This window comes from Kluyvera sp. CHPC 1.2972 (assembly GCF_036759925.1).
GTDB lineage: Bacteria > Pseudomonadota > Gammaproteobacteria > Enterobacterales > Enterobacteriaceae > Kluyvera.
Genome location: NZ_JAPKIB010000012.1, coordinates 75293 through 100803 on the forward strand (window position 1 = coordinate 75293; position 25511 = coordinate 100803).

General features: G+C 55.1%; 27 protein-coding genes. 12 read left to right on the forward strand and 15 right to left on the reverse strand.

Features of this window, described 5'->3' with window-relative positions; translation table 11 throughout:
• Nucleotides 1-26: 26 nt before the first annotated feature.
• The 3 genes from V6944_RS17325 to V6944_RS17335 form a co-directional block, all read right to left on the reverse strand.
• Nucleotides 27-1046 carry a Zn-dependent oxidoreductase gene (locus tag V6944_RS17325; protein WP_333499847.1) on the reverse strand — a complete coding sequence of 340 codons (1020 nt, stop codon included), beginning with the start codon at nucleotides 1044-1046 and terminating at the stop codon, nucleotides 27-29.
• 13 nt (nucleotides 1047-1059) lie between these two features.
• Nucleotides 1060-2274, reverse strand: coding sequence for a starvation-sensing protein RspA (gene rspA, locus V6944_RS17330; RefSeq protein WP_185669055.1), 1215 nt, complete (start codon nucleotides 2272-2274; stop codon nucleotides 1060-1062).
• 183 nt (nucleotides 2275-2457) lie between these two features.
• The gene (locus V6944_RS17335; protein ID WP_333499848.1) at nucleotides 2458-2784 is read right to left on the reverse strand and encodes a YnfA family protein; all 327 of its coding nucleotides are present in this window, start codon (nucleotides 2782-2784) and stop codon (nucleotides 2458-2460) included.
• Nucleotides 2785-2934: 150 nt separating this feature from the next.
• Between V6944_RS17335 and V6944_RS17340 the strand changes: the two genes are divergently transcribed.
• On the forward strand, nucleotides 2935-3273 hold the full coding sequence (locus V6944_RS17340) for a DUF1283 family protein (protein WP_333499849.1): 339 nt from the start codon (nucleotides 2935-2937) through the stop codon (nucleotides 3271-3273).
• Nucleotides 3274-3330: 57 nt separating this feature from the next.
• On the opposite strand, the gene V6944_RS17345 is transcribed toward V6944_RS17340, so the two are convergent.
• Nucleotides 3331-4041 (reverse strand): YnfC family lipoprotein, encoded by a 711-nt coding sequence (locus tag V6944_RS17345; protein WP_333499850.1) that lies wholly within the window; start codon nucleotides 4039-4041, stop codon nucleotides 3331-3333.
• A 183-nt stretch (nucleotides 4042-4224) separates the two neighbouring features.
• Here V6944_RS17345 and V6944_RS17350 point away from each other — a divergent pair, with 183 nt between their 5' ends.
• Entirely contained in the window at nucleotides 4225-4479 is a 255-nt protein-coding gene (locus tag V6944_RS17350) for a DUF1161 domain-containing protein (RefSeq protein ID WP_333499851.1), read from the forward strand.
• Nucleotides 4480-4512: 33 nt separating this feature from the next.
• On the opposite strand, the gene V6944_RS17355 is transcribed toward V6944_RS17350, so the two are convergent.
• The gene (locus V6944_RS17355) at nucleotides 4513-4914 is read right to left on the reverse strand and encodes a dTDP-glucose pyrophosphorylase (protein WP_333499852.1); all 402 of its coding nucleotides are present in this window, start codon (nucleotides 4912-4914) and stop codon (nucleotides 4513-4515) included.
• Between the two features lie 271 nt (nucleotides 4915-5185).
• Between V6944_RS17355 and ynfE the strand changes: the two genes are divergently transcribed.
• The 5 genes from ynfE to clcB are packed head-to-tail and all read left to right on the forward strand — an operon-like array spanning nucleotide 5186 to nucleotide 11081.
• Nucleotides 5186-7621, forward strand: a complete 2436-nt coding sequence (gene ynfE / locus V6944_RS17360; RefSeq protein WP_333499853.1) for a selenate/tellurate reductase subunit YnfE — start codon at nucleotides 5186-5188, stop codon at nucleotides 7619-7621.
• A 10-nt stretch (nucleotides 7622-7631) separates the two neighbouring features.
• Nucleotides 7632-8249, forward strand: coding sequence for a DMSO/selenate family reductase complex B subunit (locus V6944_RS17365; RefSeq protein WP_333499854.1), 618 nt, complete (start codon nucleotides 7632-7634; stop codon nucleotides 8247-8249).
• A 1-nt stretch (nucleotide 8250) separates the two neighbouring features.
• Entirely contained in the window at nucleotides 8251-9108 is an 858-nt protein-coding gene (locus V6944_RS17370; RefSeq protein WP_333499855.1) for a dimethyl sulfoxide reductase anchor subunit family protein, read from the forward strand.
• Nucleotides 9109-9155: 47 nt separating this feature from the next.
• Nucleotides 9156-9770 carry a Tat proofreading chaperone DmsD gene (gene dmsD / locus V6944_RS17375; protein ID WP_333499856.1) on the forward strand — a complete coding sequence of 205 codons (615 nt, stop codon included), beginning with the start codon at nucleotides 9156-9158 and terminating at the stop codon, nucleotides 9768-9770.
• Nucleotides 9771-9785: 15 nt separating this feature from the next.
• Nucleotides 9786-11081, forward strand: a complete 1296-nt coding sequence (gene clcB / locus V6944_RS17380) for a voltage-gated ClC-type chloride channel ClcB (protein ID WP_333499857.1) — start codon at nucleotides 9786-9788, stop codon at nucleotides 11079-11081.
• On the opposite strand, the gene bioD is transcribed toward clcB, so the two are convergent.
• The 3 genes from bioD to V6944_RS17395 form a co-directional block, all read right to left on the reverse strand.
• Nucleotides 11034-11729 carry a dethiobiotin synthase gene (gene bioD, locus V6944_RS17385; RefSeq protein WP_185669100.1) on the reverse strand — a complete coding sequence of 232 codons (696 nt, stop codon included), beginning with the start codon at nucleotides 11727-11729 and terminating at the stop codon, nucleotides 11034-11036. The two genes, clcB and bioD, sit on opposite strands and share 48 nt — an antisense overlap.
• A 131-nt stretch (nucleotides 11730-11860) precedes the next feature.
• Nucleotides 11861-13078 (reverse strand): sugar metabolism global transcriptional regulator Mlc, encoded by a 1218-nt coding sequence (gene mlc / locus V6944_RS17390; RefSeq protein WP_333499858.1) that lies wholly within the window; start codon nucleotides 13076-13078, stop codon nucleotides 11861-11863.
• A 113-nt stretch (nucleotides 13079-13191) separates the two neighbouring features.
• Nucleotides 13192-14109 carry a LysR family transcriptional regulator gene (locus V6944_RS17395; protein WP_333499859.1) on the reverse strand — a complete coding sequence of 306 codons (918 nt, stop codon included), beginning with the start codon at nucleotides 14107-14109 and terminating at the stop codon, nucleotides 13192-13194.
• A gap of 114 nt (nucleotides 14110-14223) precedes the next feature.
• Here V6944_RS17395 and V6944_RS17400 point away from each other — a divergent pair, with 114 nt between their 5' ends.
• The 4 genes from V6944_RS17400 to V6944_RS17415 all read left to right on the forward strand — a co-directional run bounded on the left by V6944_RS17400 (nucleotide 14224) and on the right by V6944_RS17415 (nucleotide 18677).
• Nucleotides 14224-15474: an MFS transporter gene (locus V6944_RS17400; RefSeq protein WP_185669067.1), complete on the forward strand. Its 1251-nt coding sequence runs from the start codon at nucleotides 14224-14226 to the stop codon at nucleotides 15472-15474.
• A 187-nt stretch (nucleotides 15475-15661) separates the two neighbouring features.
• Nucleotides 15662-16858, forward strand: a complete 1197-nt coding sequence (locus tag V6944_RS17405) for an MFS transporter (protein ID WP_333499860.1) — start codon at nucleotides 15662-15664, stop codon at nucleotides 16856-16858.
• 171 nt (nucleotides 16859-17029) lie between these two features.
• Complete coding sequence (gene asr, locus V6944_RS17410; RefSeq protein ID WP_220440138.1) at nucleotides 17030-17518, forward strand: acid resistance repetitive basic protein Asr; 489 nt, start codon at nucleotides 17030-17032, stop codon at nucleotides 17516-17518.
• Between the two features lie 334 nt (nucleotides 17519-17852).
• On the forward strand, nucleotides 17853-18677 hold the full coding sequence (locus tag V6944_RS17415; RefSeq protein ID WP_333499861.1) for a trypsin-like serine peptidase: 825 nt from the start codon (nucleotides 17853-17855) through the stop codon (nucleotides 18675-18677).
• On the opposite strand, the gene V6944_RS17420 is transcribed toward V6944_RS17415, so the two are convergent.
• From V6944_RS17420 to mdtJ, 3 genes are all read right to left on the reverse strand, one after another.
• Nucleotides 18674-20839: a bifunctional diguanylate cyclase/phosphodiesterase gene (locus tag V6944_RS17420; protein WP_333499862.1), complete on the reverse strand. Its 2166-nt coding sequence runs from the start codon at nucleotides 20837-20839 to the stop codon at nucleotides 18674-18676. The two genes, V6944_RS17415 and V6944_RS17420, sit on opposite strands and share 4 nt — an antisense overlap.
• A gap of 92 nt (nucleotides 20840-20931) precedes the next feature.
• Entirely contained in the window at nucleotides 20932-21261 is a 330-nt protein-coding gene (gene mdtI, locus V6944_RS17425) for a multidrug/spermidine efflux SMR transporter subunit MdtI (RefSeq protein ID WP_333499863.1), read from the reverse strand.
• Nucleotides 21254-21622: a multidrug/spermidine efflux SMR transporter subunit MdtJ gene (mdtJ, locus tag V6944_RS17430; protein WP_185669073.1), complete on the reverse strand. Its 369-nt coding sequence runs from the start codon at nucleotides 21620-21622 to the stop codon at nucleotides 21254-21256. Before mdtJ ends, mdtI begins: the two co-directional genes overlap by 8 nt.
• Nucleotides 21623-22024: 402 nt before the next feature.
• Here mdtJ and V6944_RS17435 point away from each other — a divergent pair, with 402 nt between their 5' ends.
• Nucleotides 22025-23056, forward strand: coding sequence for an AI-2E family transporter (locus V6944_RS17435; RefSeq protein WP_333494959.1), 1032 nt, complete (start codon nucleotides 22025-22027; stop codon nucleotides 23054-23056).
• A 2-nt stretch (nucleotides 23057-23058) separates the two neighbouring features.
• On the opposite strand, the gene V6944_RS17440 is transcribed toward V6944_RS17435, so the two are convergent.
• The 4 genes from V6944_RS17440 to patD form a co-directional block, all read right to left on the reverse strand.
• Entirely contained in the window at nucleotides 23059-23232 is a 174-nt protein-coding gene (locus V6944_RS17440; protein WP_333499864.1) for a GhoT/OrtT family toxin, read from the reverse strand.
• 197 nt (nucleotides 23233-23429) lie between these two features.
• Complete coding sequence (locus V6944_RS17445; protein ID WP_333499865.1) at nucleotides 23430-23666, reverse strand: hypothetical protein; 237 nt, start codon at nucleotides 23664-23666, stop codon at nucleotides 23430-23432.
• Between the two features lie 131 nt (nucleotides 23667-23797).
• Nucleotides 23798-24043: a hypothetical protein gene (locus tag V6944_RS17450; RefSeq protein ID WP_333499866.1), complete on the reverse strand. Its 246-nt coding sequence runs from the start codon at nucleotides 24041-24043 to the stop codon at nucleotides 23798-23800.
• A gap of 35 nt (nucleotides 24044-24078) precedes the next feature.
• Nucleotides 24079-25503, reverse strand: a complete 1425-nt coding sequence (gene patD / locus V6944_RS17455; protein ID WP_333499867.1) for an aminobutyraldehyde dehydrogenase — start codon at nucleotides 25501-25503, stop codon at nucleotides 24079-24081.
• Between the last annotated feature and the right edge of the window lie 8 nt (nucleotides 25504-25511).

Consider the following 25511-nt stretch of genomic DNA (forward strand, 5'->3'; position numbering starts at 1 on the left):
ACAACTAAATCGCATGATTCTAGTTATTATTTATCAAATGTGAGTAAGACTTTGCAGCAGGATTTCTGATCCTTTTCAAACAATTCGATTGCATCAACAACATGGTGATAATCAAAGTAATGCGTAATCAGTTTGTCAGGGTCAATGAATCCTTTTTCTAACCACTCCAGGACCACGGGGAATTTATTCGCATTGAGTCGAGAAGAATAAATGGAAAGTTCCTTACCGGTGATACCTTGTTGAGTAATCGTTGACGGGTCACTGGAGAATCCCATCAGAACAATACGAGCAGCCGGGGAGGCCAGTGCGATCGCTTCTTGTAAAATCGTCGGATGGCAAGCGGCATCGACGATCAACGTCGGTTTAATCCCCTTTTCATCCAGCCATTCAGCCAGCGGTTTCTCACCGTTGTTAATAACCCAATCAGCGCCGCAGCGCTCTGCCATTGCCAGTCGTTCGTTAATTCGGTCAGCCACGATGACCTGCTTAACGCGATAGACGCCTTTTAACGCCTGCAGGGTTGTTAGACCCATTGGGCCTGCGCCATAAATTAAGGCCACGTCAGCTTCTGTCGGGTTCACCTGGCCGGTGACATTTGCTGCAATCGTAAAAGGCTCAACCATCACGGCATGATGATCGGCAATATTATCGGCAACAGGCCACGCATTCTTCGCCGGGACGACGGCATATTCACTAAAGCCACCGTCGCGATGAACGCCGAGCACCACCAGCGAGGTACATACGTTAGGTTTCCCCACCGAGCAGGGGTAGCAATGCCCGCAGCTAATTACCGGATCGACACATACGCGCTGGCCAATTTTATTATCGGCAACACCTTCACCCACAGCATCAATCACGCCAAAAAACTCGTGACCAATAACGCGCGGATAACGCGCAAAGGGGTTATGGCCACGATAAATATGGCTGTCAGAACCGCAAATACCGGCTATTTTCACTTTAACGCGAACTTCACCCAGTCCTGGTTCTGGTAATGGCCGTTCTTCAATCACCAACGCTTCAGGCTGTTTAACCACGATACTTTTCATTTCTCGTTCCTTATTACCAGTTCCACAACGTGCCATCTTCCAGGCGAGCCACCGGCAGATAGGCAGGATCGTACGGATATTTCGCTGCCAGTTTTTCGTCAAACTCGATGCCTAAGCCCGGTTTGTCGCCTGGGTGCATATAGCCATTATCAAAGGTCCAGTTATGCGGGAAGACTTCCAGCATCTGCTCGGAATAGCCCATGTATTCCTGAACACCAAAGTTAGGTACCCAAAGATCGAAGTGCAGTGCAGCAGCCATACAAACCGGAGAGAGGTCCGATGGGCCGTGAGAGCCGGTACGCACCTGATAAAGAGAGGCAAAGTCGGCGATACGACGCATACCGGTAATGCCGCCCGCATGGGTAATGGTGGTGCGAATGTAGTCGATCAGCTGCTCTTCAATCAGCTGTTTGCAATCCCAGATGCTATTGAACACTTCACCGACCGCAATTGGCGTGACGGTATGCTGACGAATCAGACGGAAGCACTCCTGGTTCTCCGCAGGCGTTGGATCTTCCATCCAGAACAGACGGTACTGTTCAATACTCTTACCAAAGCGGGCAGCTTCAATTGGGGTCAGGCGGTGATGCATGTCGTGCAGCAGATGTTCATCAAACCCGAACTGATTACGTACCGCATCAAACAGTTTCGGCGTGAAGTCGAGGTATTTTTCGGTGGACCACAGCTGCTCATCCGGCCATTGCCCTTTAGTCGCTGGTTCGTAGGCCAGCCCCTTACCTTTAGACATGCCGTAGGTGGTTTTCATGCCCGGCACACCGCACTGAACGCGAATGGCTTTAAAGCCCATCTCTTTATGACGTGCGTAATCTTCCAGCACTTCATCAATGGTATGGCCGGTAGTGTGGCAGTACACCATCACACCTTCTCGGGACGCACCACCTAACAGCTGATACAGCGGCATATTGGCGGCTTTAGCTTTGATATCCCACAACGCCATATCGACCGCAGAAATAGCGGACATGGTCACCGGACCACGACGCCAGTAAGCGCCTTTGTAGAAGAACTGCCAGATATCTTCGATACGATGCGCATCGCGCCCCACCAGCTGCGGGCACAAATGATCCTTCAGATAGGAAGCAACGGACAATTCGCGACCGTTTAATGTTGCGTCACCGTAGCCAACTAATCCGCTATCAGTGGTAATTTTCAGCGTGACAAAATTACGTCCAGGACAGGTTACAAAAACCTCAGCGCCCACAATTTTCATCTTCAATCCTTAGCTTTACATCTCATCGGTTAGTGAGGCGAAACTTACGCCTCACTCTACTACCATACAAGTATAAAGATCGAAAATTACCGGGTAAGATCACAAAAATAAGCAGGGTATCGCAGGCAAAAAACGGGGGGATCCAGCAAAAAAAAGAGGAGTTTGGCCCTTGCGGGCCAGAGGTTAAGCCCGGCCCCAGCCGGCAACAATAATCAGCATTCCGCATAACGCTACCGCAGCGCCCAACCAGTCATACATCGTCAGCTTCTCGCCTTCGACGACCCGCAGCCATAGCAAGGCAGTAAAGATATATACCCCACCATACGCGGCATAAACGCGACCGCTGGCGGCAGGATGCAGCGTGAGCAGCCAGACAAACATCGCCAACGCCAGCCCTGCCGGCGCCAGCAGCAACGGCGTTGCGCCCCGCTTCAACCATAGCCACGGTAAGTAACAGCCGATAATCTCGCACAGCGCGGTAGCAAAAAAGAGCAGCGAAGTTTTTAACATCGTTCATCATCATAAATATACGGATGCCGCTATGATACGCAAAAATCAACGGGTTTCGACCACGGGATTTTCGCGGGTATGCCCACCGCCAGAGTTGTAGTAGACTGTTTTCAGGAGTCATCGTTTTCACCACGCTAAAGGAACTCACCGATGAAAATTACACTTAGCAAACGCCTGTGCCTGACGGCTATGCTGACGCTGGGTGCCATTGTGTACACCGCCTCCGCTTCTGCTGAAACCAACAAGCTGGTTATTGAATCTGGCGATAGCGCACAGAGTCGCCAGAATGCGGCGATGGATAAAGAGCAATGGAACGACACGCGTCAGCTGCGCCAGAAAGTGAACAAACGCGCTGAAAAAGAGTGGGATAAAGAAGATGTTGCTTTTGATGCCCGCGACAATTGCCTGAAAAGTACCAACGTGAACGCGTACTGGGAACCCAACACCCTGCGCTGTCTTGACCGCTCAACGGGTCGCGTTGTTCGCTAATCACTGCAAAAAAGGGCGCTTCTCAGCGCCCTTTTCTTTGCCTCTCATCTCTTCACATCAGTAATACTCAATGGTGTTTTTGATGGTGTAGCGCTGAGTCACCGACGGCTTCACGCTCTGGTCTACCACTTCTAAATCACAGCTCACCGGATTATCATGACGATCGTAGTCACAGCTTTGCGTGACGTTACCCGCAGGCTGTTTATCAAGCATGCTCACGGCGGTGTAGTCGAGCTTTTTACGCGAGTCTTGCGATGGGGTTGAGATAACCGACAGCGTGACCCCTTTCAGGGTTGACACTTTGCCCAGCGGATAACCTTCATTGTCATAATGGTAGTCCACCTCGCGATCTTTACCGAGCGCTTTAACCACAAAGCCGTTATCGTCGGTTTCCCATTTGACGCCTGCCGAAGGGAACTCAGCCAACTGGCATTTGCCCTGTAAACGCACGCGCTTTTCGTGAGTGACACCGTCAAGATAGTAGTTGGCGTTCAGCACCAGTAGTGCCCCAGTATCCTGTTCGATATCATGAAATTCCAGCATATCGAAACAGCCTTCTGGTGAAAGCTGCGCGCTCACCCGCTTTGCCACCTCACCTTTTTCATTGAGCAGCGTCTGACTGAAATCCTTCACCGGACCGCGCAGCGGGTCAAAGTCGAATTCGTTAGAAAAACTTGCCATTTCCGGAGTGAATGCCACCGGCGCGTTTTTGTTATCGCAGCCGTTCAGCACGGCAAGCACCGAGGCTAGTAAAATCAGTTTCTTCACGCCACAATCCTGTTTCGGGAATTTTTTCAATTATATTAGCAGTATAAAATGATTTATAGCCTGGACTGATGGAAACCAAAAAATAAACGCGTTGTTAAGAAATATCAGAAAATGAGATGCAAAGACAAACGCTTACCTTCGCCCTGCTATACTTTTCACGAATCTCATCAAAAGGAGCCGATCATGCTGTCTTCACGTTGGTTACTGGCACTTCTGCTCGCAGGCGCTATGCCCGCGCTGGCCGCCGTACCTGATTCCTGTGAACGTGTCAGGAGCGACATTCAGCAAAAAATCATGCAAAACGGCGTTGCCGAAAGCGCATTCACCCTTGATATCGTGCCTAACGATCAGGCCGATCGGCCAGGCACACAGGTCGTCGGGCACTGCGCAAATGACACCTTTAAAATTCTCTACACCCGCACCGACAACGCCCAGTAATGCGCTACCGCCTCCGTCTGGAGGCGGTGCCGTTTAGCGCGTCTTCTCCACGATAAACTCCAGCGCCAGCCCAATCAGCACGCCGTCACGCAGCGAATGGTCGTCAGACAGCGCATCCAGCCCGCCCTGAAAACGCAGTTTTTGCGACGTCGTATTGATGGTCAATTTCGAGTGCAGGCACGGCAGCGCCTGAGAACTGATGGGGTAGATCACCCGCCCGGAAACCAGCACCGGAATTTTGCGCAACTCGGCGGATTGCAGTACCCCGATAGTGGAATAGAGCACGGCAACCGGCGTCACGGCGAGGACTTTGCCGTCGGTCACGCTGATAAAATCGAGCAAAATTTCGGGGCGCAAAAAATTTAACCCTTTGTAGGGAACCGTGACCGTCTCAATCGCGGGCATCGGTATAACGGATGAATCAATATCCTGCATGGGTAGGTTCCATAAGTAACTGATTAGCGGTAAGAAAACCAGCCAGCAAGAACTTGCGGGCCGTAATAAAACTGTTTTTATGTTGTAAAACAATTATGCACATGACCTCTTCACCTGGCAAACACCACCACACAAATACCCCATTAGGATGAGCGCCTGTTTTGACCGGGATTAATACTTGTATACCACCAACCAGGTATCATCTTCCTCCATTGTTAGCAGGTTTTTAATTACACGCTGGAATCATTAAACAAAAATAATGGAGTGAGTGATGTCTAATCAGGAAAAGCCAGGGGGGCTAAGCCGACGCACCCTTATTAAATCGTCGGCTATCGGCTCCTTAGCATTCGCCGCGGGCGGTCTCTCGCTCCCCTTCTCTTTGCGCGCGACGGCCGCCGCCGTGCAACAGGCCAGCCAGCCGGAAGATAAAGTGGTCTGGGGCGCCTGTTCGGTCAACTGCGGTAGCCGCTGCGCACTGCGTCTGCATGTGAAAGACGACGAAGTATATTGGGTCGAAACCGACAATACCGGCCACGACATCTATGGCGATCACCAGGTACGCGCCTGCCTGCGCGGACGTTCTATTCGCCGCCGCATCAACCATCCGGATCGCCTGAACTATCCGATGAAACGGGTGGGCAAACGCGGCGAAGGTAAATTCGAACGTATTAGCTGGGATGAGGCACTAGACACTATCGCCAGCAATCTCAAACGCGTGGTAAAGGATTACGGCAACGAATCCGTCTACATTAACGACTCTTCCGGCATTGTCGGCGGCAATATCACTCGCTCCTCGCCATCCGGTTCCGCCGTGATGCGCCTGATGAACTGCTACGGCGGCTCGCTCAACCAGTACGGCACCTACAGTACCGCCCAGATTGCCTGCGCCATGCCGTATACCTACGGCACCAACGACGGCAACAGCACTTCCGATATCGAAAACAGTAAACTGGTGGTGATGTTCGGCAACAACCCGGCAGAAACCCGCATGAGCGGCGGCGGCATCACCTATTACCTTGAGCAAGCGCGCGAACGCTCAAATGCGCGCATGATCGTTATCGATCCGCGTTATACCGATACCGCCGCTGGCCGCGAAGATGAGTGGATCCCAATTCGTCCCGGTACCGATGCCGCACTGGTTGCGGGCATTGCCTGGGTGTTGATTGACGAGAATCTGGTCGACCAGCCGTTCCTTGATAAATACTGCGTAGGCTACGACGAGAAGACTCTGCCGGAGGGCGCGCCGGCCAACGGTCACTATAAGGCGTATATTCTCGGTCAGGGCGATGACGGCGTAGCGAAAACCCCGCAGTGGGCATCGAGCATTACCGGCATTCCCGTTGACAGAATCATCAAGCTGGCACGTGAAATCGGCAGCGCTAAACCGGCTTATATTTGCCAGGGCTGGGGGCCGCAGCGTCAGGCAAACGGCGAGCTCTCTGCCCGTGCGATTGCTATGCTGCCCATTCTGACCGGTAACGTCGGCATTAACGGCGGCAACAGCGGCGCGCGCGAATCGACTTATACCATCACCATCGAGCGTTTCCCGGTGCTGGAAAACCCAGTCAAAACGGCCATCTCCTGCTTTACCTGGACCGATGCGATTGACCACGGCGCCGAGATGACCGCCACCCGCGACGGCGTGCGCGGCAAAGATAAACTGGATGTGCCTATCAAGTTCTTCTGGAACTATGCGGGCAATACCATCATCAACCAGCACTCGGATATCAATAAAACTCACGAGATTTTGCAGGACGACAGCAAATGCGAAATGATCGTGGTGATTGAGAACTTTATGACCGCCTCGGCGAAGTACGCCGATATCCTGCTGCCCGACCTGATGACCGTTGAACAGGAAGATATTATTCCCAACGACTACGCCGGGAATATGGGCTACCTGATCTTTATTCAGCCAGCAACAGCGCCAAAATTCGAACGCAAGCCGATCTACTGGATCTTAAGCGAAGTGGCGAAACGTCTGGGCGACGATGTGTACCAGAAGTTCACCGAAGGACGTTCTCAGGAGCAATGGCTGCAGTCTCTGTACGCCAAAATGCGCGCCAAAGACGCAGATTTGCCAACCTATGATGAGCTCAAAAAAATGGGTATCTACAAGCGCAAAGACCCGAACGGGCACTTTGTCGCCTACCAGAGCTTCCGCCAAGACCCAGAGGCCAATCCGTTAAAAACGCCGTCGGGCAAAATTGAAATCTACTCCAGCCGCCTGGCCGATATCGCCGCGAAATGGCAGCTTGAGAAAGACGAAACCATCAGCCCGCTGCCGGTTTACGCCTCCACCTTTGAAGGCTGGGACGACCCACTGCGCGGCACTTTCCCGCTACAGCTGTTTGGCTTCCACTTTAAAGCCCGTACCCACTCGAGCTACGGCAACGTTGATGTGCTGAAAGCCGCCTGTCGTCAGGAAGTGTGGCTCAACCCGCTGGATGCGCAGAAACGCGGGATCCAGAACGGCGACATGGTGCGCGTGTTTAACAGCCGCGGTGAACTGCGAATTCCGGCGAAAGTCACGCCGCGCATTATGCCGGGCGTGTCCGCAATGGGCCAGGGCGCCTGGCACGACGCCGAGATGAACGGCGACCGAATTGACCACGGTTCCTGCATCAACACGCTGACCACGCATCGCCCTTCTCCACTGGCGAAAGGCAACCCGCAGCACACCAACCTGGTTGAGATCGAGAAGGTATAAGGATTAGCCCATGAGCACCCAATACGGATTTTTCATCGATTCGGGCCGTTGCACCGGTTGCAAAACCTGCGAGCTGGCCTGTAAAGATTACAAAGACTTAACTCCGGACGTCAGCTTCCGTCGTATTTACGAATACGCGGGCGGCGACTGGCAGGAGGACAACGGCGTCTGGAACCAGAACGTCTTTGCCTATTACCTGTCCATCGCCTGTAACCACTGCGAAGACCCGGCCTGTACCAAAGTGTGCCCGAGCGGCGCGATGCACAAACGTGAAGATGGCTTTGTGGTGGTCAACGAAGATGTCTGCATCGGCTGCCGTTACTGTCACATGGCCTGCCCGTACGGCGCGCCGCAGTACAACGAAGCTAAAGGTCATATGACCAAATGCGACGGTTGTCATGAGCGCGTGGCGGAAGGCAAGAAGCCGATTTGCGTGGAGTCCTGCCCGCTGCGTGCGCTGGACTTTGGTCCTATCGAAGCGCTGCGTCAGAAGCACGGCACGCTTGCGGCGGTGGCGCCATTGCCGTCTGCACACTTCACCAAACCTAGCATTGTGATTAAACCCAACGCCAATGCACGTCCGTGCGGCGATACCACTGGCTATCTGGCCAATCCGAAGGAGGTGTGAGATGGGAAGCGGATGGCATGAATGGCCGCTGGTGCTGTTTACCGTACTGGGGCAGTGCGTAGCAGGCGCGACAATCGTCACCGGTTTAGGCTGGCTGGCGGCGCGCCATGAACCGGCGGATCGACGCCGTATTGTGCTCACTATGTTTTTCCTTTGGGTTATCATGGGGATCGCGTTCTTCGCCTCGGTGCTGCACCTTGGCTCACCGCTGCGGGCGTTCAACTCGCTGAACCGCGTAGGCGCGTCGGCGTTGAGTAATGAGATTGCCAGCGGCTCCGTGTTCTTTGCCGTTGGCGGTTTTTGGTGGCTGCTGTCGGTACTCGGAAAAATGCCTGCGGCGCTCGGACGCGTCTGGCTGCTGCTCAGCATGGTGCTGGGGTTGCTATTTGTCTGGGCGATGACGCGTGTTTATCAGATAGATACCGTGCCAACCTGGTATAATGGTTATACGACGGCATCGTTCTTCCTGACCGTCTTGCTCACCGGGCCGCTGTTTGCCGCGCTGCTGCTGAAGCTGGCGAAAGTGCCGTTTAACGGTAAGTTCTTCGCCGCGGTCAGCGTACTGGGCTATCTGCTCAGCGTGGCGGTCGTGGTGCTGCAAACCTCAGAGTTGGGCTTTATTCACAGCTCGGTTCAGCAGGCTAACGCGCTACTGCCGGACTGGGGCCGCTTACAGGTGTGGCGCTTCGTCCTGCTGGCAGCCGGTTTAGGCTGTTGGATCTGCCCGCTACTGCGCCGAGTGCCTCCGCGTGCTGCGGGGCTGGCGCTGGGGTTAGTCCTGATGCTGGTTGGCGAACTTATCGGTCGCGGGCTGTTCTATGGCCTGCATATGACCGTCGGCATGGCGATTGCCGGGTAAATCATCGGCGCGGGAGCTTTCCCGCGCCCCTATAAGGAAATGCAGTAATGAATGATGTTCAGCACAACGACGCCTTAGCGTTCTCTGCCCGAGTACTGGGTGCCCTGTTCTATTTCGCGCCGGATAGCGCGCTCGCCGAGCCGCTGGTTGCCGCGTTCACCGACGGTGAGTGGCTTGAGCAGTGGCCGTATGCCGTTGAACATGCCGATGCCCTTTCCGCAGGGTTTGCTGCACAAGGTGATGAGTCGCTTCCTCAGGCCTGGCAACGCCTGTTTATCGGGCCATCCGCGCTGCCGTCACCGCCGTGGGGTTCAGTCTGGCTGGATCGTGAGAACGTGCTGTTTGGCGACTCGACGCTGGCGCTGCGCCAGTGGATGCGTGAAAACCAGATTGCTTTCGATGTAGAGCAAAACGAGCCGGAAGATCACTTCGGTACCCTGCTGATGCTAGCGGCCTGGCTTTTGGAAAACGGCCGTGATGACGCCTGCTATCAACTGCTGGCCTGGCATCTCCTGCCGTGGGCGCCGCGCTTCCTAGCCGAGTTTATAGAGAAGGCCGAACACCCGTTCTTTATTGCGCTGGGGCAGCTTGCACAACAAACACTGGCGCAGTGGCAGTCCTCGCTGCTGATCCCCGTCGCTGACAAAAAGCTGTACCGCTAAGCCACCGGAAAAACGATGCAGCGTCTTCATCACTACCCCGATATTAAGGCGATGTTTCGTCGCCTGCTGATTGCTACCGTCATTGGCGTCCTCGCGGCGCTGGCGGTGGCGCTCTTTCGTCACGCGATGTATCTGGGGGAGTGGCTATTTCTCAGCAACGACAGCGGCAGCCTGGTCAACGCCGCCGAAGGGCTGGTGTGGTGGCGACGGCTGATGACCCCCGCTCTCGGCGGGCTTGCCGCCGGGATGCTGCTATGGGCATGGCAGCGCCACACTCGCCAGCGCCCGCACGCTCCAACCGACTACATGGAAGCGTTGGAAAGCGACGAAGGCAAGTTTGATACCGGTGCCAGCTTGATTAAATCCGCCGCCTCATTGCTGGTGGTTATTAGCGGTAGCGCCATCGGCCGCGAAGGGGCCATGATCCTGCTAGCCGCCCTCGCCGCCTCCTTTTTTGCCCAGCGCTTCACGCCGAAAGACGAGTGGAAGCTATGGATCGCCTGCGGGGCCGTCGCCGGGATGGCCAGTGCTTATCACGCACCGCTGGCGGGCAGTCTGTTTATCGCTGAAATCCTATTTGGCACCCTGATGCTGGCCTCGCTCGGCCCAGTGGTGATTGCCGCCGTGGTAGCGCTACTGACCACCCAGTTGATGAACGGCGGTGCGGAGCTGCTCTACCGCGTCGGCGACCTGCCCGAGCTTACCGCGACCCATTACACCCTGATGCTGGCTACCGGTCTGGTTTGTGGGCTGGGCGGCCCGTTGCTGATGTGGTTGATGGACACAAGCCACCAGGTCTTTCTGCGGCTGAAGCTATCGCCCCCCTGGCAGCTCGCGCTTGGTGGACTGTTTGTTGGTTTACTTTCGCTGTTAACCCCCGCTGTCTGGGGCAACGGTTATAGCGTGGTACAGGGTTTTCTGCTGACGCCGCCGAGCTTCGCCATTATCGCCGGGATCTTTGTGTGTAAACTGCTCGCCATTCTTGCCAGCAGCGGCTCGGGTGCGCCCGGGGGGGTCTTTACCCCTACGCTGTTTATTGGCCTGGCTGTCGGGATTTTGTTTGCTAATACGTGGGGGCTGGTGTTTCCTGCCCATGAGGCGATGGCAATACTGCTGGGGGTCACAGGAATGGCCACGCTGCTGGCGGCGACTACGCATGCGCCAATTATGTCGACGCTGATGATTTGTGAAATGACCGGGCAGTATACGTTACTACCCGGTTTACTGATCGCCAGCGTACTGGCGTCGGTGCTGTCGCGAACCTTACGCCAGAATTCTATCTACCGTCAGCACGTTGCGGAGCATCGCTAGGTCAACATACTGACTCAGCTCGCGCTGTTCCGGACGCGGCAGGTACGGCAGTTCGCCCACCAGCGGTGCCGGAAGTTTTTTGCTGAGGACATCGATAATTTCCGCGTAGTGCGCCAGACCGGGGTTGATACGATTCGCCACCCAGCCAATCAGCGGCAGGCCATCGTTAGCGATGGCCTGCGCGGTCAGCAACGCATGGTTAATGCAGCCTTCCTGAATGCCAACCACCATCAGCACCGGCAGTTGTTCCTGCACCACCCACTCCGAGAGCGGACGCAGATCGTTCATCAGGCTGCGCCAGCCGCCGGTCCCCTCAACCACCACGTTATCGACCTGCTGGCTCAGATTGGCCAGGCCGTCAGACAGTAAGGTGTAGTTGATGGGGCAACTGTGGGCGACGCTGCTCTCTTCTTCGCTCAGCGCAATCGGGTTGATAGCGTCATAGGGTAAGTCCAGCGATGAAACGGCCTGCAGAACCAGCGCATCTTTATTGCGCAGCCCCTCTGCGGTTTCCTTGCTGCCTTTAGCAACTGGTTTATAGCCTGCCACCCGTTTCCCGCTGGCGGCGAGCGCCTGCAATAGCGCACGAGAAACCACCGTCTTGCCGACAGAAGTATCAGTACCAGTAATAAAGAAACGATTAAGCATCACAAACTAACCCCACTCCTGCGCCATGAAAATATCATGGCAATTAATAATTCAACGGAGTGAAAGTTTACGTGATGCGTGAAAGGGCCAGATTGAGATAGCGCAATTTTTTGCAAAACTGCTAAAAATTGTTAACCCTGTAACAGTCTAATCAGCAATGTTCCATTATACAGCGCGTCTTTTACCAGCGCCGCCCCGGCCATGGTGCCGCGGTTCGAGAACTGCGTCTGCTCTACCGCAATGTGCTTGCTGTAGGCGGGCAGCGACTGCTGGCGAATACAATCGCCAATCGCCGGGAAGAGAATATCGGCCGCCTGATTAAACGGCGAGCCAATCAAAATTTTCTGCGGATTAAAGAGATTAACCATGATCGCGAGGATTCGCCCGACGTTGGTTCCGATGCTGCTGATGATATCCTTTGCCAGCAAATCCCCCTGCATCGCGGCCTGACACAGCCACTCCACGCTGAGCGGTTTTTGATGCAGCATGGAGCTCATCGACTGCTGCATGCGCACCTGGGTCAGTTCCATCACGCTTTCCACGCTGGCGATGGTCTCCAGACAGCCGTGGTTACCGCAATAGCAGCGCTTACCGTACGGATCGACTTGGGTATGACCGATCTCCACCAGGCTACTGCTACCGGCATGCAGTAAACGCCCATCGGTAATCACCCCTGCGCCAACGTTGTGGTCGATAACCACTTGAATCACATCGCGCGCGCCGCGTGATGCGCCAAACAGCGCCTCGGCCATCGTCCAGGCACTGATATCGTGCTGGATATACACCGGCACGCCGGTATGCGCCTCCAGCGTACCGCCTAGCGGAACATCGGTGACATCATAAAACGGCATACGGTGAATGATGCCGTTCTCGGTATCGATAATACCCGGCAGCGTTATGGCAATGGCGGTCAGACGTTCCAGCAGGTTCTGGTGGCGAATAAAGAACTGGTCAATATGGGACACTACGCGGCTAAGGAACGGAATCTCATCTTCAAGCGCAAGCTCAAGCTGCTCTTCCACCACCAGCTTACTGCTGAGGTCGCGCAGTGCCAGATGGATAACGCCCCGGCTGATGCGCACCGAAAGGTAGTGCCAGGCTTCCGTTTCCACCATCAGGCCCACGGCAGGACGGCCGCGGCTGCCCGCTTCCTGAATCTCCGTTTCCTGAACCAGGTGGGCTTCCAGCAGTTCGCGAACAATTTTGGTGATACTGGCGGGCGCCAGTTGCGCAAGGCGGGAAAGGTCGATACGCGACACCGGGCCGAGCTGATCAATAAGGCGATAAACCGCCCCTGCGTTGGTCTGCTTGATTTGATCAATATGCCCTGGCTGACTGTCCGCTACCACCGTAAAAACTCCCTTATTTTCGCGCTTCGAAATAAACACTTTGGGCTATGGTGAAGTACTTGAACGCCCTGCGTCAAATTTTTACTTAGCCTTGTGATTTACTGCACATTTTTTCACACATTTGGCAGCGAAACGCTCACCTTTGCCGCGTTTAACAGATGCTGTTTGAAACGCTGTGCCGCCTGGCTAAGCTCATGGTGTTTAGACCATACCAGCCACATTTCCGACACCGCATCCTCTTCGGCGATGGGCACCCAGCGCATTTCATGCAGCTGTACCCGGCGAAACGAGGCGGGCAGAATCGACACGCCAAGGCCCGAGGCGACCAGGCCGATAATCGTCATCGCCTCACCCACCTCCTGCGTGATGGTCGGCTCCGCATCGTAGCGGCGCATCAGGCCCAGAATATCATCGTACAGCCCGGTACCCACATGCGGGTCAAAAAAGACAAACGGCTCTTTCCCTAATTCTATCAAGCTCACCGCCGGTTTATTGGCAAGTGGATGGTCACGGTGGATCATCGCCAGCAGCGGTTCGCGCAGGATCACCTGCCAGTCGAGGGTGTCAGGAAGTTGGGTATTGCGCATCAGGCCCAGCTCAAGCGCCCCCTCCGTTAACGGCGAAATCTGCTCACGGGTATTGGTTTCTCGCGTCTGGATATGCACATCCGGGTAGCGCTGACGAAAGGTAGAGAGCGTGTCAGAAACCGCCTTGATAAACGGCGCTGAAGAGGTAAAGCCGATATGTAACTCTCCCGTCTCCCCGTGATGCAGACGGCTTGCCCGCGCGGCCGCTTCGTTCACCTGCAGCAAAATCTGGCGGCTATCGGCAAGAAACTGCCGCCCCGCTTCCGTCAGGCTCACGCTGCGGTTGGTACGGGCAAACAGCCGCGCCCCAACTTGTTGCTCAAGTATCTGGATCTGCTGGCTTAACGGCGGCTGGGAAATATTGAGCCGCGCCGCCGCGCGGCCAAAGTGCAGCTCTTCGGCGACGGCGATGAAATAGCGTAAATGGCGAAGTTCAATATTCATATTTTAAAAGTATCAATTGAGATTATTAATATATTAGACAGAATATTTACAATTTCCTACTCTGATTATGTGACCTGAGTCGATATTACCCACTGTTTTATGCAAGGATTTCCCGTGAGCCGTACAACCACCGCAGACGACGCGCCTGCCATTGATGTCCGCGATGATACCCCCCTTCAGTCAAACGCTTTTATTCGCCGCGGTACGCCTGCCTTTATTCGGGTAACGCTCGCGCTGTTCTCCGCCGGGCTGGCAACCTTCGCGCTGCTGTACTGCGTACAGCCAATCCTGCCGGTGCTGTCGCATGAGTTCGGCATTTCGCCTGCGGGGAGCAGTATTTCGCTCTCTATCTCGACGGCAATGCTGGCGGTCGGCCTGCTGTTTACCGGCCCGCTCTCCGATGCCATCGGCCGTAAAAAGGTGATGGTCACCGCGCTGCTGTTGGCCTCCTGCTGCTCGCTGCTCTCCACGATGATGACCAGTTGGCACGGCATTCTGATAATGCGCGCGCTGATTGGCCTGTCGCTTAGCGGCGTGGCGGCGGTCGGCATGACCTACCTCAGCGAAGAAATCCATCCCAGCTTTGTCGCCTTTTCAATGGGGCTGTATATCAGCGGGAACTCGATAGGCGGGATGAGTGGACGCCTGTTGACCGGGGTCTTTACCGATTTCTTTGGCTGGCGCGTAGCGTTGGCGGTTATCAGCGCCTTTGCGCTGGCTTCAGCGGTGATGTTCTGGCGCATTTTGCCGGAGTCTCGCCACTTCCGCCCAAGCTCACTAAAACCGAAAACGCTGCTGATTAACCTGCATCTGCACTGGCGCGACCGTGGTCTGCCGCTGCTGTTTGTGGAAGGTTTTCTGCTGATGGGCGCGTTCGTCACCCTCTTTAACTACATCGGCTATCGCCTGATGCTGTCGCCGTGGTCGCTCAACCAGGCGGTGGTTGGCCTGCTCTCGGTGGCCTATCTGACCGGCACCTGGAGTTCGCCAAAAGCGGGGATGATGACCACACGCTACGGTCGCGGGCCGGTGATGATCTTCTTTACTGGGGTAATGCTGCTCGGCCTGCTGCTCACGCTGTTCTCACCGTTATGGGTGATTTTCCCCGGTATGCTGCTCTTTTCCGCTGGGTTCTTTGCCGCCCACTCGGTTGCCAGCAGCTGGATTGGCCCGCGTGCGCGCCGTGCCAGAGGCCAGGCATCGTCGCTGTATCTGTTCAGCTACTACCTCGGCTCCAGCATCGCCGGGACGCTTGGCGGCGTGTTCTGGCACAACTACGGCTGGAACGGCGTCGGTGGATTTATCGCATTGCTGTTAGTTGGCGCGCTGCTGGTAGGCTTCACCTTACATAAGCGCCTGCATTAATCCACAACGCCACGTAGCCCGGACGAGGTAACGCCGACTCCGGGACATCCCCGGCGGCGCTCCGCCTGGACGGGCTACGGTACTGATAACTAATACTTATACTATTGACATAAAATGCGTTGCCATCTCGCCATACTAGCTGGCAATTCCTATAATGGCCCCACTTTTGTCTTACCAATGTAGCGCTATGACGACCAGTGTCAGCAATACCCAACTGAACCTACGCATTATCTCGATCGTTGTTTTCACCTGTATCTGCTACCTCTCTATCGGTCTGCCGCTCGCCGTGCTGCCGGGCTTTATCCACTACAACCTCGGCTACAGCACCCTGGTTGCTGGCGCGGTAATCAGCCTGCAGTACATTTCGACGCTGGTCAGCCGACCGCACGCCGGGCGCTATACCGATATCTGGGGGCCTAAAAAAGTCGTCAGCCTGGGGATCATCTGCTGCCTGATGAGCGGCCTGTTCACCCTCGCGGCAGCAGCGGCTCACGCTAGCCCCATTATAGCGGTAGCGCTGCTGCTGGTCGGTCGCGTTTTCCTCGGCGTAGGCGAAAGCTTCACCTCCACCGGCTCGACGCTATGGGGGATCAAAACCGTCGGCGCGATTCACACCTCGCGGGTCATCTCCTGGAACGGCGTTGCTACCTATGTGGCGATGGCGGCGGGTGCACCACTGGGCGTTGTGCTCAACGGCTGGTTTGGCATCAGCGGTTTTGCCGCACTGATTGTGATTATTGCCGTCGTGGGGCTGCTGTTTGCCCGTACCCGCGCCGACGTCAGCGTCAGCGCCGGGGTCAGAGCGCCCTTTCACGTGGTGGCCCGCAAAATCTGGCCATACGGTCTGGGCCTCGGGTTGGGTACCGTTGGTTTCGGGGTGATTGCCACCTTTATCACCCTCTACTTCTCCTCGCACGTCTGGACGGGCGCGGCGTTTACCCTGTCGCTGTTCAGCATTGGCTTTATCTGTATTCGTCTGGTGCTTGGCAACACCATCACCCGTTTCGGCGGGCTTCGGGTATCGCTTATCTGCTATGTGGTGGAGTGCCTGGGGCTGTTGATCATCTGGTTTGCACCGAATGCATGGGTGGCCGGCGTCGGCGCGTTCCTGACCGGTTCTGGCTTCTCGCTGGTCTTCCCGGCGCTCGGCGTTGAAGCCGTGAAGCAGGTGGAAGAGCAAAATCAGGGAACCGCGTTGGGCACCTATTCCGCGTTTCTCGACCTGGCACTTGGCCTCACCGGCCCGGTAGCGGGCTGGATTGCCGGCTATCAGGGCTTAGGTAGCATTTACCTGATTGCCGCTATCGTCGTGGCCTGGGCCTTCGCGCTGATCCTGCGCGTGTACCTTTCCCAGCGCGCCAGACAGACCCCCTGCCAGAGCTAACTCCTTGTGGGGCGGTCAAAAACCGCCCCGTTACGGATGTACAACAAATCTCGTACATTACGTTACACGCCGAAACCAATCACTCACGGAAAGCCGACTCGCTCATCGATATAGTTATTTCAACGGCCCCGCAGTGGGGTTGAATGAAAAAACCAATTCGAGGGTATCAGAATGAAAAAAGTATTAGCTCTGGTTGTTGCCGCTGCTATGGGTCTGTCTTCCGCTGCATTTGCTGCTGACGCAACTGCAACTCCGGCTCCGGCTGCTTCCGCTACCGCAACTCACGCGGCACCGGCTAAAGCCACTCACCACAAAAAACACAAGAAAGAAGCCGCTAAACCAGCTGCAGAGCAGAAAGCTCAGGCCGCTAAAAAGCACAAAAAAGCCGCTGCTAAACCAGCCGTAGCGCAGAAAGCTCAGGCTGCTAAAAAACACAAAAAAGCCGCGGCTAAACCAGCTGTAGCGCAGAAAGCTCAGGCTGCTAAAAAGCATCACAAAGCAGCAACCAAACCAGCTGTAGCGCAGAAAGCTCAGGCTGCTAAAAAGCACCACAAAGCCGCTGCTAAACCAGCTGTAGCACAGAAAGCTCAGGCTGCTAAAAAGCATCACAAAGCCGCTAAACACACTGCTGCTAAACCAGCCGCTCAGCCAGCTGCATAATCATTCTTGATAACATGTCTGCGTAGCAATACGCTGATACAGGTGGCGCCAGGAGGCTGGCAGCAATGCTGAATCCGGGTGGCCACCTGAGTTAATCAATTATCGTATCGGCGCTTATATAGCGCCGATTTTTTCCCCGGAGAGCAATCATGTTGCGGCGCTATCGTTTCGAGCTCATCCTGGCATTCCTTATCATCTGCGCACTGATCGCAACCCAGTTTTTCTTTTACTGAGCGTAGTTCGCTGATTTTACTCCCACTTTTCATTTCTCCCGTCTATAGTAGTCTCATTGGGTTTATTTTTTATAATCATAATTGCCCCATCAGAGAGTGATATGCGTACAGCCGCTGTGTGTTGTTTACTGGGAACGTTATCCGTACTACCGTTGATTTCCCACGCTGATGACGATGATATTGGCATCAGTGCAAAAGATATTAAAACCCTGTTCTTTGGTCAGGACGATCGTACTCTTGTCAGCCATCCCGCCCAGGCACCCTGGGATGCGATTGGCCAGCTGGAAACCGCCAGCGGCAATCTGTGTACGGCAACCTTGATCTCTCCCCACCTGGCGCTAACCGCCGGGCACTGCCTGCTTGAGCCACCGCGCGGCAAGCTGGATAAAGCCGTCGCGCTGCGTTTTGTGTCGCAGAAAGGGACCTGGCGCTATGAAATTCATGATATTGAAGGCCGTGTCGATCCTTCTTTAGGTAAGCGTCTGAAAGCGGATGGCGACGGCTGGATTGTTCCTGCTTCTGCCGCGCCGTGGGATTTTGGCATTATCGTGTTGCGCAACCCGCCTTCTGGCATTACGCCGCTGCCGGTATTTGCGGGCAATAAAGACGATCTCACCGCCGCGCTGAAAGCAACAGGCCGCAAAGTCACCCAGTCAGGCTATCCGCTTGACCATCTTGATTCGCTGTACAGCCATGAGGATTGTACGGTAACGGGATGGGCGCAGACGTCGGTGCTTTCTCACCAGTGCGATACGCTACCGGGCGATAGCGGTTCACCGCTGCTGCTGAAAACGGACACCGGCTGGCAGGTGATTGCCGTACAAAGCTCCGCGCCAGCGGCAAAAGACCGCCAGCGTGCCGACAACCGCGCCATCTCGGTGACCGGTTTTCGCGATAAGCTGGAAGCGCTGGCCGCCGGAAACTAACTCTGCCGCTGCTGGTGACGTAACGCCAGCAGCGACGAGAGCGGCATGGGTTCGCTGAAGTAAAATCCTTGCAGTTGGTCACAGCCTGCGAGCCGCAGCAGCTTCATTTGTTTCTCCGTTTCAACCCCTTCTGCAATCACCGTCATGCCGAGCGCGCTGGCAATACGAATGGTCCCGCCGACCAGCGCTGCCGCCTGATCGTCATCGTCCACCAGCCCGGCCAGCGATTTGTCGATTTTAATGGTGTCGAAGTTAAACCGACGCAGGTAACCAATGCTGGAATACCCGGTGCCGAAGTCATCCAGCGCCACGGCGGTACCCAACGCTTTCAACGCGGAAATCGCCGCCCTTGCCCGTTCCGGTCTTTCGAGTACGTAGGTCTCGGTGACTTCAAGCTGCAGCCGTGCTGGCGGGAAGCCGGAGGATTTCAGCACGCTTGAGACCTTATCCTCAAACTCCGGGTCGCGGAACTGGGCCGGCGAGATATTCACCGACAGCTTCAAATCGTTATGTGCCAGCAGATCCCGACAGGCTCGTGCCAGCACAAACTGTCCGAGCGAATAGATAAGCCCACTGGTCTCGGCAATGGTAATAAACGCATCCGGCATCAGTTCGCCCTTCGCCCGCCGCGGCCAGCGCACCAGCGCTTCCACCCCAACCATCGCCTGCGAGCGAGCGCAGACGATCGGCTGATACCAGACCTCAAATTCATCATGCTCCAGCCCGTGGCGAATATCGTTCTCCAGCGACAGTTGATATTCGCGAGCACTGCTCAGCTCGGCGTCGTAGTGGGTAATACGCCCTTTGCCGGTGATTTTTGAGTGATACATGGCGATATCCGCCTGACGGAACAGCTCCGAGGTGGTTTTCTCCTGTAGCGTACCGCTGGCGATACCAAGGCTGGCGCTGATATGTAACGTTCGCTCGCCGATGCGGATCGGCGTACTCAGGTAGTCCAGCACGCTACCGGCAAACGCCGATGCGCTGGCTTCAGAGTGCGTGCCGCCAACGGTCATCGCAAATTCATCGCCGCCCATACGCGCCAGCATACCGCCGGGCGGCACCAGCGTTTGCAGCATATCCGCAATACGAATAATCAGAATGTCACCGACATCATGGCCATAAATGTCGTTAACGTCTTTGAAACCATCAAGATCGATAAATACCACCGTTTTGATATCCCGGTCGCCACGGCGGCTGATGCGCTCAAGTTGTTCAATCAGCGCTCGGCGGTTTGGCAGATGGCTGAGCCAATCGGTTAGCGCAATCTCCCGCGCCTGCCGTTCGCCGCTTGCGAGCTTCCACAGCCCCAGGCTACTCACGAGAATAAACAGCAGAATCAACCCGGTTGCCAGCAGCACGATTTCACGAATTTCCGGCGAGGCCGCCTGCGCCGCCTCCACGCCTGGCTGGCGCAGCTGCCAGTTAAGCCAGCCGACCACGTCTCCGCCGGACGTCCGTACCGGAATGTTGTATTTATTTTGCGGCGAGTCGATGAGCGTCAGGTTTTCAATCTGGAAGGTATTGCCAAGGGTACTTAGCAGCGTCGGGTTAATGTGCCGGGTAATCACCAGATAGCGACGAGTCGCGTCATAAACCTTCAACCGCCCAACCATGGGGCGAATCAGGCCAATACCAATAAAGGCGAGACCTTCCCGGGTTTTGGTTATCCCGGCAACGTTATTTTTTCCGCGACGCAGTGGGTCTTCATTTTGGGCTATCAATGCTTTCAGCCCATTACCAAAAAAAGCCAGATCGTGCTCATTAAACGGCGAACTGCGAAACGATCCCCACAGCACCCGGTAGTTCTCATCCAGGACGAAGGTGCCGTCATAGAGATTGTTGATTTTAAAACCGGCGCCCCAGGTGTTGTACAGCCAGGTGGTGTCCAGCTTTGGCGCATAGACCTCCCGCACCGCATCGTCCCAGATGGCGTTATCAATAACCAGTGAGAGGACGCGATTGATAGACGTCTGCATCGCGCCGTCAACGGAGAGCGCCGATCGGCGAGCGTCGATATCATTGGTTTTGCTGGTAATGAGGCTTTGGGAAAGGTAGAGAAGCGAAATAATCGAAAAAATCAGGCCAATGCCCGCGAAAAAGATAATCACGAACAGCGTTCTGGCCGTGGCGATATTACGCCAGCGTGACGGATCGAACATAGTTCACCCTCGCATCAAATACGCTAACCCTTTGTTACAAGCGTAATACAGACACGAGATTTCGCTGCCCGATTTCTCAGGCAGCGATCACATCAGGCGAGCTTGATCATCACCATGCCGACCAACAGCAGACCTAATCCCAGCCAGCCTTTGTTGTTCAGGCGCTGGCCGAAGAGGATCCACCCCGCCGCCAGCGTCGCAGCGACACCGAAACCACCCCAGATGGCGTAGGCAACGGAGAGGTCAATCCCCTTCACCGCCTGTGACAGCGCACTGAACGCGGCCAGTACGGCGACCAGCGACAGGATACCGTAGCTTTTGCGGCGGAAGCCGTCAGAGAACTTGAGGAAAATATTAGCGACAATTTCCAGTACGATGGAGCCTGCCAGCCATAAGCCGTGAATCATCTCAAAGTTATGCATGATTCACCTCTTTGTGCAGCGTTTTGTTCGCCTTCGCGGGCTTACGGGTACCGGACTTAATCAGTACGATACCGGCAATCAAGGTTGCCAGACCCGCGGCTTTCATCACCGTAAGGCTTTCGTCAAACAGCAGTACGCTGAACAGGGTGATCAATACGATACCAATGCCTTCCCACAGCGCATAGGCCACACCCAGAGCGATTTTTTTAACCGCAAACGAAAGGAAAATATACGACAAGGCGATCATCACGAGCATCAAAATAAAGCCGGTGTTTCCATCCGATACGCTCGCCCATTTCATAGAAAGCGTACCAGTAATTTCAGCAACAATGGCCAGGGCTAATAAAATCCAGTAAAACATGGTCCTTCTCCTGCATGAGAATATAATCCGTGCAGTTCGCGGCGATGCGCAAACCGAAATAAAATGATTAAAATTTAGCTCAAACGAAGAAGGGTACTATAGCGCGTTGCGCCAGTGCTGCTCACCACAGAAGGCAGAAAAGGAAGGCAAAACAGAAGGTTTGGTAAAGCTGAACGTCCTGAACATATTGTCCATAAAATTACAATTATCCGCGGTATTGCTTCTCATCGTTGCGGATTAAAATTGTCCTCGGTAGTTAAACACAGCTAATTTCTAACACAGATGTCGAAGTATCTCAAAATGTTTGCAAATCTTTACTGAGGTGGTTTGATATTAATGCATTTATTATTAGTTGATTCGCAATTATCATATTCTGCATAGGTATTAGCAGGAGCTAACAACATGTCCAGGCCGATCATTACGCTTAATGGATTAAAAATTGTCATCATGCTGGGCATGCTGGTCATCATTCTCACCGGCATTCGTTTTGCCGCTGACATCATCGTGCCGTTCGTGCTGGCGCTGTTTATCGCCGTGGTGCTGAACCCGGTGGTGCAACTGATGGTGCGCTGGCGCGTACCGCGCGTGCTGGGGATTTCACTGCTGATTGGGGTGATTATTCTCGCCGCCGTGCTCCTGCTGGCCACGCTTGGCACCTCGCTAAACGAACTGACGCGCACCCTGCCGCAGTACCGTTCATCATTGGCAGTGCCCATCTATAATCTTGAACCCTGGCTGCAGCGTTTTGGCATCAGCGTCAGCCCGGATGAACTGATTAAGTATATCGATCCTAATGCCGCTATGACGCTGGTTTCACGCTTTCTGACCCAGCTCTCAAACGCCATGTCGTCGATCTTTTTACTGCTGCTGACGGTGGTGTTTATGCTACTGGAAGTTCCGCAACTCCCGGCCAAACTGCAGCAAATTATGGCAAAACCGACGGAAGGGATGGCGGCAATACAGCGGGCGCTCGATAGCGTAAGCCACTATCTGGTGCTGAAAACGGCGATCAGCGTGGTGACAGGTTTGGTGGTGTGGGCGATGCTGGAGTTGCTCGGGGTGCGTTTTGCCTTTATCTGGGGGCTGCTGGCATTTGCGCTCAACTATATTCCGAATATCGGTTCGGTGCTGGCGGCCATTCCCCCTATCCTTCAGGTGCTGGTGTTCAGCGGTTTCTATGATGCACTGATCGTCCTGGCGGGTTATCTGGTGATCAACCTCGTGTTCGGCAATATTCTCGAGCCCCGCATCATGGGGCGCGGCCTGGGACTCTCGACGTTAGTGGTGTTTCTGTCGTTAATCTTCTGGGGCTGGCTGCTGGGCCCGGTCGGCATGCTGCTCTCCGTCCCGCTGACCATCATCGTTAAAATTGCCCTTGAGCAGACCGAAGGCGGCAAAAGCATCGCCATCCTGCTCAGCGACTTAAGCAAATAGCGTCAGAACAGCGACAGCATCAGCGCCACGGGAAAGCTAAACGGCCAGGTGGCGCCAATTAACAGCGTCGCAATCAGGCGAATTGAGGTGCTTTCGCGGGTAAGAAACCAGGTAATAATGGCGCAGATAACCGCCATCACGGCGTAGAAGATGAGCATATGTTGATATAGCGTCACCAATCGAGTCCTTGTAATTGATCGTTAAAGCGGCGCAATATGCTACGTTTTTTGACGTACATCAAGTTTTTCGCCACTTATCGCTGAAATGTTGTGCGATCCAGATATTCGGCTCCAGCCGAATTAACTGCTAAAAAGAGAAAACCCAGCACTACGTTACGCCGTGCCGGGTTTTATTTCTGTGACACGCTGTACGGTTAGCGTTTTGGCACGGTGGACGCGAAGATGCTGTCCGTGGTGGGATCGCTCACATAGTGGTTGGGGTCGTACTGCGGCACTAAGTTTACCTTTTCCGTATCCCAGGCCTGCGCGAGGCAGGCGGCGCTCACGCGGTTTTGACCTTCACAGGTCGCCACACGACTGGCTGAATAGTAGGTCCCAATTCCCATTACCACGGCAATCACCGCAGCAGAACACACGATACTTTTTTTCATTTTTCTGGCTATACCCGGTTTTACAACGGCGCGGATCCTCGCACGTTGCACCGGGTATGTCAAAAACAAGGGAGAGGTAGCGGCAGGCATCCGCGCCTACCGCGAAGGGGGTAAATGATGAGGAAAGGTCGCTAGTGACCCGCAGGTTTATATCTCTCAAAAGCCGCCAGCCAATCGTACCTGGTCAGAGTGCCGACCTCTTTCTCCCCTTCCTCCAGTTTGATGATTAGCCTTCGCTTATTGATGCTCTCCTGATTAAAGAAATAAGGCGTCAGCCTCTTTGCCAGCGACGCATACATCTCCTGAGCGATACTTTCACCAGCCTCGGGACCATATTTCTCAAACTCATTTTTGATATCCTGAAAATCCTGATTCACGCATCCTCCCAAACGAAAACGCGTTCAACGCGTGTTCAATGTTTTATCATCACATGGCGAACCACGGTGTAATCTTCCAACCCGTAGACAGACATATCCTTACCGTAGCCTGAGAGCTTCTGTCCGCCGTGCGGCATTTCGCTGACCAGCATAAAGTGCGTGTTCACCCAAGTGCAACCATACTGTAAGCGTGCGCTCAGTCGATGCGCACGCCCGACGTCCTGCGTCCACACCGATGATGCCAGCCCATACTGGGAGTCGTTGGCCCAACCCAGCACCTGCTCTTCGGTATCAAACACCGTGACGCTCACCACCGGGCCGAAGACTTCGCGCTGGACAATATCATCTTCCTGTTTTGCCCCCGCCAGCAGCGTTGGCTGGAAGTAATAGCCAGCGCCAGCCGCTTTCTCGCCGCCGGTCACCACCTTAATATGCGGCAGCGCTTTAGCACGCGCTACGGCATCGCTCACCCGCGCCAGGTGCGCCTGCGAACTGAGTGGCCCCAGTTCCGTACTTTCATCTTCCGGTGCCCCGGATTTCAGGCTCGCGATTGCTGCACCGAGTTTCTCCACCAGCCGTTCATAAACGCCCTTCTGCGCGTAGATTCGGCAGGCGGCCGTGCAGTCCTGCCCGGCATTGTAGAAACCAAAGGTTCTAACCCCTTCTACCACCGCATCAATATCGGCATCGTCAAACACCATCACCGGCGCTTTGCCACCAAGCTCCATATGCGTACGCTTAATCGACGACGCGGTATGGGCGATAATGTGCTCCCCAGTGGCAATCGAACCGGTCAGCGACACCATCCGCACTTTAGCGTGCCCGGTTAGCGGGTCACCCACCGTTTTACCGCGGCCAAACAGCACGTTCAGCACCCCCGCCGGGAAGATATCTTTCGCCAACTCCGCCAGGGTTAATGCGGTGAGCGGCGTGATTTCGGACGGTTTGATCACCACGCAGTTCCCCGCCGCCAGCGCCGGAGCCAGCTTCCAGGCCGCCATCATCAGCGGATAGTTCCACGGCGCAATCGAAGCCACCACGCCCACCGGGTCACGTCGAATCATCGAGGTGTGGCCTTCCAGATATTCACCGGCGGCCAGTCCGTTCAGACAGCGCGCAGCACCGGCGAAGAAACGGAATACATCCACCACCGCCGGAATTTCATCATTGGTCACGCAGTGCAGCGGTTTGCCGCAGTTGAGTGATTCCAGACGGGCAAAGGTGGCGGCGTGTTCTTCAATGACATCTGCCAGCTTGAGCAGGCACTCTGCACGATGCTTCGGCGTGGTTTGCCCCCACTGCACAAACGCCCGGTCAGCAGCGTTCACCGCGGCATCCACCTGGGCCGCCGAGGCTTCGGTAATCGTCAGCAGGATCTCACCCGTTGCAGGATTGTAGACCGGTTGGGACTCCCCTTCACCTGCGACCAGTTCACCATTAATCAGTAACTTATGTTGCATAGCATGAT